The 9839-nt window shown below is 69.0% G+C and carries 12 protein-coding genes; 1 reads left to right on the top strand and 11 read right to left on the bottom strand.

Annotated features, from left to right (window positions below; all coding sequences use genetic code 11):
* From ACHFFZ_RS07775 to ruvC, 8 genes are all read right to left on the bottom strand, one after another.
* The coding region (locus tag ACHFFZ_RS07775; RefSeq protein ID WP_394276079.1) for an HD domain-containing protein at positions 1 to 714 on the bottom strand (714 nt) is incomplete at its 3' end.
* Positions 715 to 746: 32 nt separating this feature from the next.
* A complete protein-coding gene (locus ACHFFZ_RS07770; protein WP_394276078.1) occupies positions 747 to 1280 on the bottom strand; it encodes an adenine phosphoribosyltransferase in 534 nt (177 codons plus the stop codon).
* 14 nt (positions 1281 to 1294) lie between these two features.
* Positions 1295 to 2491: a protein translocase subunit SecF gene (secF, locus tag ACHFFZ_RS07765; RefSeq protein WP_394276077.1), complete on the bottom strand. Its 1197-nt coding sequence runs from the start codon at positions 2489 to 2491 to the stop codon at positions 1295 to 1297.
* A complete protein-coding gene (secD, locus tag ACHFFZ_RS07760) occupies positions 2488 to 4041 on the bottom strand; it encodes a protein translocase subunit SecD (protein WP_394276081.1) in 1554 nt (517 codons plus the stop codon). The genes secF and secD overlap by 4 nt, the downstream gene beginning before the upstream one ends.
* 113 nt (positions 4042 to 4154) lie before the next feature.
* The gene (gene yajC, locus ACHFFZ_RS07755; RefSeq protein WP_394276076.1) at positions 4155 to 4514 is read right to left on the bottom strand and encodes a preprotein translocase subunit YajC; all 360 of its coding nucleotides are present in this window, start codon (positions 4512 to 4514) and stop codon (positions 4155 to 4157) included.
* 171 nt (positions 4515 to 4685) lie between these two features.
* Positions 4686 to 5705 carry a Holliday junction branch migration DNA helicase RuvB gene (gene ruvB / locus ACHFFZ_RS07750; RefSeq protein WP_394276075.1) on the bottom strand — a complete coding sequence of 340 codons (1020 nt, stop codon included), beginning with the start codon at positions 5703 to 5705 and terminating at the stop codon, positions 4686 to 4688.
* A 28-nt stretch (positions 5706 to 5733) separates the two neighbouring features.
* Positions 5734 to 6345 (bottom strand): Holliday junction branch migration protein RuvA, encoded by a 612-nt coding sequence (ruvA, locus tag ACHFFZ_RS07745; protein WP_394276074.1) that lies wholly within the window; start codon positions 6343 to 6345, stop codon positions 5734 to 5736.
* A gap of 56 nt (positions 6346 to 6401) precedes the next feature.
* Positions 6402 to 6962 carry a crossover junction endodeoxyribonuclease RuvC gene (ruvC, locus tag ACHFFZ_RS07740; protein WP_394276080.1) on the bottom strand — a complete coding sequence of 187 codons (561 nt, stop codon included), beginning with the start codon at positions 6960 to 6962 and terminating at the stop codon, positions 6402 to 6404.
* Positions 6963 to 7047: 85 nt separating this feature from the next.
* Between ruvC and ACHFFZ_RS07735 the strand changes: the two genes are divergently transcribed.
* A complete protein-coding gene (locus ACHFFZ_RS07735; protein ID WP_394276073.1) occupies positions 7048 to 7671 on the top strand; it encodes a trimeric intracellular cation channel family protein in 624 nt (207 codons plus the stop codon).
* Positions 7672 to 7727: 56 nt separating this feature from the next.
* Here the strand turns inward: ACHFFZ_RS07735 and ACHFFZ_RS07730 are convergent, their stop codons facing one another.
* The 3 genes from ACHFFZ_RS07730 to ACHFFZ_RS07720 form a co-directional block, all read right to left on the bottom strand.
* Positions 7728 to 8528 carry a YebC/PmpR family DNA-binding transcriptional regulator gene (locus ACHFFZ_RS07730; protein WP_394276072.1) on the bottom strand — a complete coding sequence of 267 codons (801 nt, stop codon included), beginning with the start codon at positions 8526 to 8528 and terminating at the stop codon, positions 7728 to 7730.
* A 40-nt stretch (positions 8529 to 8568) separates the two neighbouring features.
* Entirely contained in the window at positions 8569 to 9579 is a 1011-nt protein-coding gene (locus tag ACHFFZ_RS07725; RefSeq protein ID WP_394276071.1) for a GNAT family N-acetyltransferase, read from the bottom strand.
* 47 nt (positions 9580 to 9626) lie between these two features.
* The coding region (locus ACHFFZ_RS07720) for an HAD family hydrolase (protein ID WP_394276070.1) at positions 9627 to 9839 on the bottom strand (213 nt) is incomplete at its 5' end.

Raw genomic sequence — 9839 nt, 5'->3', positions numbered from 1 at the left:
CTCCCACTTGACCGCATTCATGCCCAGGCGGTGGGCCAGCGGAGCGAAGATCTCGAGTGTCTCGGAGGCGATGCGTGCCTGCTTGTCGGGGCGCAGGAAGCTGATGGTGCGCATGTTGTGCAGCCGGTCGGCCAGCTTGATCACCAGGACGCGGATGTCGCGGCTCATCGAGATGACCATCTTGCGCAGCGTCTCGGCCTTGGCCGACTCGCCATAGGTCACCTTGTCGAGCTTGGTGACGCCGTCGACCAGCAACGCCACCTCGCTGCCGAAGTCGGCGGTCAGCTGCTCCATCGTGTACGAGGTGTCCTCGACGGTGTCGTGCAGCAGCGCGGCCACCAGGGTCGGCTCGGTCATGCCCAGCTCGGCGAGGATGGTGGTGACCGCCAGAGGATGGGTGATGTAGGGATCGCCGGACTTGCGCGTCTGGCCCCGGTGGTAGTGCTCGGCGGTGTTGTAGGCCCGTTCCAGCAGCTGCAGGTCCGCCTTGGGGTGGTTGGCCCTGACCACCTTGAACAGGGGGTCGAGCACGGCCGAGGCGGTGGCCTTGGGCGCACCCAGACGGGCCAGGCGCTGGCGCATCCGAAGCCGGGGCGATTCTGGGCCACTGGTGAAGCGGTCCGCGTGACGCTCGGTGCCCTGGGCCGACTCGTCGATCCCGGGGGCGGTGGCACTGCCCTGCCAGTAGGGTCCGTAGACTCCGTCGCTGCTCACGGTTGACCTTCCGGCTCGGGCTGAGCCGCAGCTCAGACGGTGGTGATGGCGCTGAACGAGTCGATGCCCGCCTCGTCCAGCACGCGGCGGCCGTCGAGGAAGCTGAGTTCCATCACCACGGCCACATGGACCAGGTTGACGTCGAGCTTCTTCAACAGCTTTGCCGTGGCGCCGATCGTACCGCCCGTGGCCAGCACGTCGTCCACGACCAGCACGCGGGCACCGGGCTTGATGGCATCGCGGTGCATGGTCAGCGTCTCGGTGCCGTATTCCAGCGCGAAGGCCTCCTCGAAGACCGGGCGCGGCAGCTTGCCGGGCTTGCGCACCGGCACGAAGCCCGCGCCCAGGGCGACGGCGACCGGTGCGGCAAAGATGAAGCCACGTGCCTCCATGCCCACCACCACGTCGATCGGCCCGGGGGCGGCCTCCACGATGGCGTCGACGGCCGCCTGGAAGCCCTCGGGAGAGGCCAGCAGCGGCGTGATGTCCTTGAAGACGACCCCCGGCTTGGGGAAGTCGGGCACGTCGGTGATCAGGGAGCTGATCAGTTCACGGTTGTCGGTCATGCTCTTCCCCCGGGTCAGTTCTGCTTGCGGTTGGCGCGCGTGGTGCGGGTGCGCTGCGTGCGCACCGTGGGCGTGGTCGGGGCAGGCGCCCCAGTGGAGTCGGCGGCCTGGGCGCCGGTGGTGGCCGCCTGGACGCTGACCTGCGGTGCCTGCGGGCGCTCGCTGCGTCGCTGGGCACGACGGGCAAGGTTGGCGCGGTGCTCCTTCATCGCGGGCTCGCGCTCGCGCAGCAGGGCCAGCAGCGGCGTCGCGATGAAGATCGACGAGTAGGCGCCGGCCACCATGCCGACGAACAGGGCCAGGCCCAGATCCTTGAGCGGGCCGGAGCCGATCACGAAGGTGCCGGCGAAGAGCAGCGCGGCCACCGGCAGCACGCCGATGATGGTGGTGTTGAGCGACCGCACCAGCACCTGGTTGACGGCGTGGTTGGCGGCCTCGGAGTAGGTGCGGCGCTGCTTGGGCAGGTCGCGGACGTTCTCACGGACCTTGTCGAAGACCACCACGGTGTCGTACAGCGAGTAGCCGAGGATGGTCAGCACGCCGATCATGCTGGCCGGGGTGACGGTGAAGCCCAGGATCGAGTAGACGCCCAGGGTGAGGATGAGGTCGTGCATGAGCGCGACCAGGGCGGCCACCGACATCTTCCAGTCCCGGAAGTAGGCCCAGATCAACAGGCTCACCAGCACCAGGAAGACGCCCAGCGCCCGCAGGCTCTGCTTGGTGATCTGCTCGCCCCAGGAGGCGCCGATCTGGGAGTAGTTGACCTTGTCGATGGTGGTGCCGGTGGCCCTGGCGACGGCTTCGCGCACCTGCTTGACCTCCGGATTGGTCAGGGTGCGGGTCTGCACCTTGACCTCCTTCTCACCGACGGTGAGCACCTGGGTTGCGTCCATGTCGGGCAGCTTGGTGGCCTTGACGGCGTCGGTGACCGTGCCCACCGTCTGGGAGTTGACCTGGGCGGGGGCGCTGAAATCGACGCCGCCCTCGAACTCGATGCCGAGGTTGAGGCCGCGCAGCAGCAGCGAGGCAAGGGCGATGCCCATGACGACGGCAGAGACCAGGAACCACTGCTTCCAGCGGCCCACGAAGTCCCAGGAGACGTCGCCGGTGTAGAGGCGGTGGGCCAGACTGAGCTTGCGGCCGTGGGAGTCAACGTTGCTGGCGCTCTCGCCGGAGCCCAGGTCCTCGTCGCGGACGTGTGCGGTGCTCATCGGGTCTCCTCGGAATCGCTGCGACGGGCGGCGCGGGTGGTGCGAGTGGTCTGGCGTCGGGTGGTGCCCTCGGTGGCGCCGCGGCTGCGGATGCCCAGCAGGGACGCGCGGCTGACACCCATGTGTTCGGGGTCGAGGCCGGAGAGCTTGTGGCCCTGGCCGAAGAACTTGGTGCGGCCCAGCAGGCTCATCAGGGGCTTGGTGAACCAGAAGACGATGGCCATGTCGATCAGGGTCGTCAGGCCCAGGGTGAAGGCGAAGCCCTTGACGGCGCCGACCGCGAGGACGAAGAGCACCAAGGCCGACAGCAGCGAGACGCCGTCGGCGATCACGATGGTGCCGCGGGCCTTCTTCCAGCCGGTTTCGATGGCCGAGCTGAGGCTTCGGCCGTCTCGGATCTCGTCGCGGATGCGCTCGAAGTAGATGATGAAGGAGTCGGCGGTGACGCCGATGGCCATGATGGCGCCGGCGACCCCGGGCAGGTTGAGCGCGAAGCCGACCGCCTCGCCCAGCAGGGCCATGGTGGCGTAGGTGATCGCGGCGGCGATCACCAGGGAGCCGACCACGATGATCGACAGGCCACGGTAGTAGAACAGCGAGTAGACGATCACCAGCAGCAGGCCGATGATGCCGGCGATGATGCCGGCGCGTAGCTGCTCGCCGCCCAGGGTCGGGCTGACGGTCTGCACCTCGGAGATGTCGAACTTCAACGGCAGGGCGCCGTAGTTGAGGATGTTCGACAGGTCCTGTGCTGTCTTCTGGGTGAAGTCGCCGGTGATCTGTGCCTGGCCGTTGAGAATGGCCGACTGGATCGCGGGCGCGGAGACCACCTTGCCGTCCAGGACGATGGCATTCTGGTTCTGTGGCGGCTGCTTGTTGACGATGGTGGAGGTGACCTCGCCGAAGTCCTTCTTGCCCTGGTCGTCGAAGGTCAGCATCACGGCCACCTGCACGGTGCCCTGGGGCATGCCGCTGGTGGCCTCCTTGACGTGTTTGCCCTCGATCACGACGGGGCTGAGCAGGTACTTGGCCTGGCCGGTCTGGTCGCAGGTGATCAGCGGCTGGTCGATGACGTCGACCGGCTCCTTGTCACAGGTGTACTTGGCCAGCTCCTCCTGGTCGCTGGCCGTGGGCGTGTAGTTCATCGCCTTGTCCAGCGGGAGCAGCTTGCCGGTGCTCTTGGCCCGCGGGGTGGGCGGTGCGGTGGGCAGCCCGACGCTCGACGGCGAGGCGGACGGGGCCGGCGCGGCCGCTTCGACGGCGATGACATTGCGGAACATGAGCTGGGCGGTGCGTCCCACCATGTTCTTGAGGTCGTCATTGGTGACATTGGGCACGCTCACCACGATGTGCTGGTTGCCCTGGGTGGTCACCGAGGCCTCACCGACGCCGAGGCCGTCGACGCGCTTCTGGATGATCATCCTGGCCTGTTCCAGGTTGGCTTGGGAGACCGATCCGGTTCCGGTGGTGTTGGAGGCGGTCAGGGTGATGGTGGAACCACCGGCCAGGTCGAGGCCCAGTCGAGGGGTCCAGGTCTTGGCCAGCCCCATCAGCCCGAACAGCGCCGCAGCGATGATCAGGAAGATGGTCAGCGTGCGGCCGGGGTGGGATCGGCTCGTGCTCGTTGCCACAGTCGTTCTTCCTTGTCGGGGTGAGCCGGGGCTCAGTTGGTTCGGGGAGTCGGGTCGGCCGGAGCCGCGGTGCTCTCCAGCGGCTCGACCTCGGTCCCGGTCTCGGCCGGCAGCTCGTCGGCGAACTCGAACTCCTCCTCGTCGGGGGTGACGGTCTTGACGACCGCCTGCTTGGTGCAGGTGACCTCAACCCCCGGGGCGATCTCGACGATCAGCTGCTCGGTGCCGACGTGGTTCACGGTGGCGAAGATCCCGCTGGTGAGCATGACTCGCTGTCCCTGCCCGAGGGAGTCGCGCAGCCGGGCCTGGGCCTCGGCCTGCTTCTTGAGCGGGCGCTGCAGCAGGAAGGTGAAGACCAGCATGCCCACCAGGAGCATGAGGATTGTCGTCATACCGCTGGCGAGCATGGGAGTGGGCACGTTCTTGGTCCTCGTGGGTCTGGGCGCAGGGCACCGGGCTGTTCGGCCCGCTCGGGCCGTGGTCCATCGGCAAGCGTACCCATTGGGCAGCTGAAGTCCCCACCCAACAGGCCCCTGGCGGGGTGAACTCCCCCCAGCGGTCACTCAGTTCTCGAACAGACCCTGTTCGGCGGGCGGGGTCAGCCCCAGGTGGCGCCAGGCGGCCGCCGTCGCCACCCGGCCGCGGGGCGTGCGCATCAGGAAGCCCAGGCGCACAAGGAAGGGCTCGGCGACGTCCTCGACGGTCTCGGTCTCCTCCCCCACGGCGATCGCCAGCGTCGACAGCCCGACGGGCCCTCCACCGAACTTGGTACAGAGGGCCTGCAGCACGCCCCGGTCGAGGCGGTCCAGTCCCAACGGGTCCACCTCGTAGAGCTCCAGCGCCTCGGCGGTGATGGTGCGGTCCACCCGGCCGGCGTGGCGCACCTGTGAGTAGTCGCGCACCCGGCGCAGCAGCCGGTTGGCGATGCGGGGGGTGCCGCGCGAGCGCAGTGCGATCTCCCGGGCGGAGTCGGCGTCCAGGTCGACGTCGAGCACTCCGGCAGAGCGGTGCACGATGGCCTCCAGCGATTCTGGGGCGTAGAAGTCCAGCTGGGCGGTGAAGCCGAAACGGTCCCGCAGCGGGCCGGGCAGCAGGCCGGCCCTGGTGGTGGCGCCCACCAGCGTGAAGGGCGGGATCTCGATCGGGATGGCGGTGGCCCCGGGCCCCTTGCCGACCACGACATCGACGCGGAAGTCCTCCATCGCCAGGTAGAGCATCTCCTCGGCGGGGCGGCTCATCCGGTGGATCTCGTCGAGGAAGAAGACCTCCCCCTCCTGCAGGCCGGACAGGATCGCGGCCAGGTCGCCGGCATGCTGGATCGCCGGCCCGGAGCTGATCCGCAGCGGCGAGCCCATCTCGGCGGCGATGATCATGGCCAGCGTCGTCTTGCCCAGCCCGGGAGGGCCGGAGAGCAGGACGTGGTCGGGCACCGCACCCCGGTGTCGGGCGGCGGCCAGCACCAGCCCCAGCTGGTCACTGACCCGTGGCTGCCCGCCGAAGTCGGCCAGGCTCGACGGCCTCAGGGCCGCCTCGACCAGCACCTCCTCGGGTTCCGCGTGCGGGTCGACGGGTGAATGTTCCACCGGGCACCTCTCTTCCTGGGCCCCAACCCTACTTGCGGGCCAGTGAGGCCAGTGCCGCACGCATCAGCCCGGCGATGCCCACCTTGGGATCCTGCTCCACCAGGTGGGCCACGGACCCGCAGGCGGCCTCGGCATCGCGGGCCGACCAGCCGAGCCCCACGAGCCCCTCCGAGACCTGGTCACGCCACAGGGCGTGACCCGCGGCGCCGGTGCTGGCGGGAAGCTCGCCCACCATGCCCAGGGCGTTGACCTTGTCCTTCAGCTCGATCACCATGCGCTGGGCCCCCTTGCGTCCAATGCCCGGCACCCGGCACAGGGCGGTGAGGTCCTCGCTGGAGATGGCGCGACGCAAGTCGTCGGGGCCCATCACGCTCACGACGGCCTGGGCGATCTTGGGGCCGATGCCGCTGGCCGACTGCACCAGCTCGAACAGGTCGCGCTCATCGCCGGTGGCGAAGCCGTAGAGGGTCATCGAGTCCTCGCGCACCACCATCGAGGTGTGCACGGTGGCCTCCTGCCCCAGGCGCAGCCCGGCGAGGGTGCCGGGCGTGCACAGGGCCTTCATCCCGAAACCGTTGACGTCGATGACGGCGGCACTGGCACCGATGGCGGTGACGGCGCCGGTGAGGTGGCTGATCATGCTCTGCTTCCTGTCGTGGGGGGGCTTGCAGTGGTGGGGGGCTTGCAGTAGCGCTTTCAGCGGGCGCGGCCGCGGTGGGCCTGCGCCGTGTAGGGATTGCTGGGGCGCCTCTGGGCACGCGCGGCACGCTCGGCCTCGGCCAGCCGGTTGGTGGCCACGCCACGCCACAGGTGGCAGATGGCCAGCGCCACGGCGTCGGCGGCATCTGCCGGTTTCGGGGGCTCCTTGAGCCGCAGCAGGTGCGCCACCATGGTGCCCACCTGCGCCTTGTCGGCCCGGCCGGAACCGGTGATGGCTGCCTTCACCTCGCTCGGGGTGTGCAGGGCGACGGGCACCGAGTGGCGGGCCGCGACGAGCATCGCGATGCCGGCGGCCTGGCTGGTTCCGGTCACGGAGGCCAGGTTGTGCTGGGCGAAGACGCGCTCGACGGCCACCGCATCGGGGCGGTTGGCCAGGAACCATTCCTCGATGCCCTGCTCGATGGCCAGCAGCCGGTGGGCATGGTCCTGGTCAGCGAGGGTGCGCACCACCCCGACGGCCACCAGGTCCAGTCGCCTGCCTGGCTGGCCGTCGACCACGCCGATGCCGCACCGGGTCAGGCCCGGGTCGACTCCCAGCACTCGCACCGACCGCTCCCCCACATCGTGCTCACAGAAATCTCGAACAGGTTTTCGACAAGGATAGCGCGGTTAGGATTGTCGGGTGCTGCTGCTCGACCTCTTCGGTGTGTTCGCCTTCGCCCTGTCGGGCGGCCTTGTGGGCGTGCGCCGGCATTTCGACATCTTCGGCATCCTCACCCTCGCGCTGGTCACCGCCCTGGGCGGTGGCATCATCCGCGACGTCCTGCTGGGCATCACTCCCCCGCGCAACATCACCAACCTGCCGCTGGTCTCGGTCGCCCTGCTGGGCGGGCTGGTCACCTTCTGGTTCGAGGGCACCGTCGAGCGGCTGCGCAAGATCGTCCTGGTGGCCGACGCCGCCGGACTCGGTTCCTTCGTCGTCGCCGGCACCCTGACCGCCATCCACCACGGCAACCCCGGGCTCGAGGCGATCACGGTGGGCCTGATCACCGGCATCGGCGGCGGCGTCATGCGCGACGTGATGGCGGGTGTCGTTCCGAGCGTCTTCAGCCGCGAGTACTACGCCTTGCCCGCCCTCTTCGGCGCCATCCTGGTGGACCTCACCGTGCGCCTGGGGCTGTTCAACACCACTTGGCAGTGGGGCATCGTCTCGGTGGTCTTCCTGGTGCGCGTGGTCTCGCGCAAGATGAACTGGGAGTCACCCACCCCGCCGCGTCCCAAGCTCGAGGCCGACGAGAGGACCTGACCCCGCCAACCACCAGGGCGGGCGGGGTCAGGTGGCTCCTACCCAGGCTTCGGGACTCAGTCCTCGGCGGCCAGGCTGGCCTGCAGCTCGGGGCTGAGCTCCACATTGGTGTAGACGTTCTGCACGTCGTCGGACTCCTCGAGGGCGTCGACGATCTTCTCGATCTTCTGCACGGTCTCCATGTCGTCGATGACCTGGCCGAAGGTGGGCACGAAGGCCACCTCGGCGGAGTTGTAGTCGATGCCGGCGGCCTGGACGGCCTTGCGGACCTCGACCATGTCATTGGGATCGCAGACCAGCTCGAACTCGTCGCCGTTGTCGGTGACGTCCTCGACATCCGCCTCGAGGGTGGCCTCGAGCAGCTCGTCCTCGGTGACCTCGCGGGTGACCGTCCTGCGACCTTCGGCCGGAGCCTCTTGGGTCTTGGCGACGGTGACGACGCCCTTGCGCTCGAACAGGCGCTGCACCGAGCCACCGTCGGCGATGGTCCCGCCATTGCGGGTGACGGCGACACGGACCTCGGAGACGGCGCGGTTGCGGTTGTCGGTGAGGCACTCGATCAGGATCGCGACGCCGGCCTGGCCGTAGGCCTCGTACATGATCGTCTCGTAGTTCACGGCATCGGCGCCGACACCAGAGCCACGCTTGACGGCGCGGTCGATGTTGTCATTGGGCACCGAGTTCTTCTTGGCCTTCTGGATGGCATCGAAGAGGGTGGGGTTGCCGCTGGGGTCACCGCCACCCAGACGGGCTGCCACCTCGACGTTCTTGATCATCTTGGCGAAGAGCTTGCCGCGCTTGGCGTCGATGACAGCCTTCTTGTGCTTCGTGGTTGCCCACTTGGAATGACCGCTCATGCGTCTACCTCACCTCTGTCGACAATCCTGCCGACAGATTCTAGTCCTTCGCGTCCACAAGCAGTAATTCGCGCTCGAAGGCGATGACCGCCTCCTGTTGCCGGTAGCCATTGCGAGTGAACAGCCCCAGGGCCTCATCGGGCTCCTCGGCGTCCACGCCCACCCCGGCACCGGCCAGTCCTGCCTGGTGGAAGGTGTGGATCGAGCAGGCCAGCAGCGCCGTGCCCAGGCCGCGTCCGCGCCAGGATGGCAGCACCGCGATCCGGTCGGTCCAGCCGAGCGCCTCGCTCCCCTCGCCGACGAGGCAGTTCATGGCATGCCCGACCACACGGCCGTCCACCAGGGCGACCCAGCTCCACTCGGGGCGGGCGCCGGGGCGGGCGACGGAGTCCTCCCACTCCTGCCGAGAGACCTCGCGGTGGCCGACCCTGTCGGCAAAGGCCAGGTTGTGGGCCTCACGCACCGCCTCGGCCAGACGGGGATGGTAGGGCACCAGGTCCACCCCCTCCACCACCGGCGCCTGGGGCAGCGCGAAGCGTTCGGGCTCGGGCCCGAAGGCCAGCTGCAGGTCGAAGAACCAGCGCCGCGGCTCGAAGCCCTGGGCAGCCATCAGCACCTGCTGGGAGCGGCCACGCGCCTCGACGTGGCAGCACAGCCGCACCCGGTCGACCTCGGGATGCTCGGCATGGACCTCGACCAGCCACTCGCGTGCCCTGGCCACCTGCCACCCCATCAGGCGCGCACCGATCCCCTTGTGCCGCCAGGAGGGGTGGACGCCACCGGCCAGCCAGATCTCGGGAGTCCCGGGCTGGGTGGCCCGCACCACATTCCAGCCGCAGGCCACGATGGTGCCGGCCGAGTCACGGCCCACCACCGCATTGCGACTGGGCTCGCCGCACGGCGCCGAGAAGTGGCCGGCCAGCTCGTCGACCTCGATGGCCTGCACCGGATCGTCGAAGTAGGCGATCACGGTGTAGAGCTCGACCAGCTCCTCGAGGTCGTCGAGCGCGAGCGCACTCCATTCCAGACTGCCGTCAACGAAGGGGTCCACACCCCTCACCTCCCGAGGGCCCGACCTCGCCGTCGGGCACCTCCACCCTAGTCGCGGGGGCTGCGACGAGGAAGGCGCAGCCGTCCGATCGTGCGCTCGGCATGCCAGTCGACCACGCTCCAGCCATTCTTGCGCGCCGCCCGCAGCAGGCCCACGTCGGGCTGCACGGCCACGGGGTTGCCGACCGCATTGAGCATCGGCAGGTCCACGTGGGAGTCGGCATAGGCGAAGGACTTCGACAGGTCGATGCCCCGCTGGGC

The sequence above is a fragment of the Luteococcus sp. genome, from assembly GCF_043424415.1.
In the GTDB taxonomy this organism is placed as follows: domain Bacteria; phylum Actinomycetota; class Actinomycetes; order Propionibacteriales; family Propionibacteriaceae; genus Luteococcus.
The sequence above is the reverse complement of the archived record's forward strand: the minus strand, read 5'-3'. Positions and strand labels throughout refer to the sequence as shown.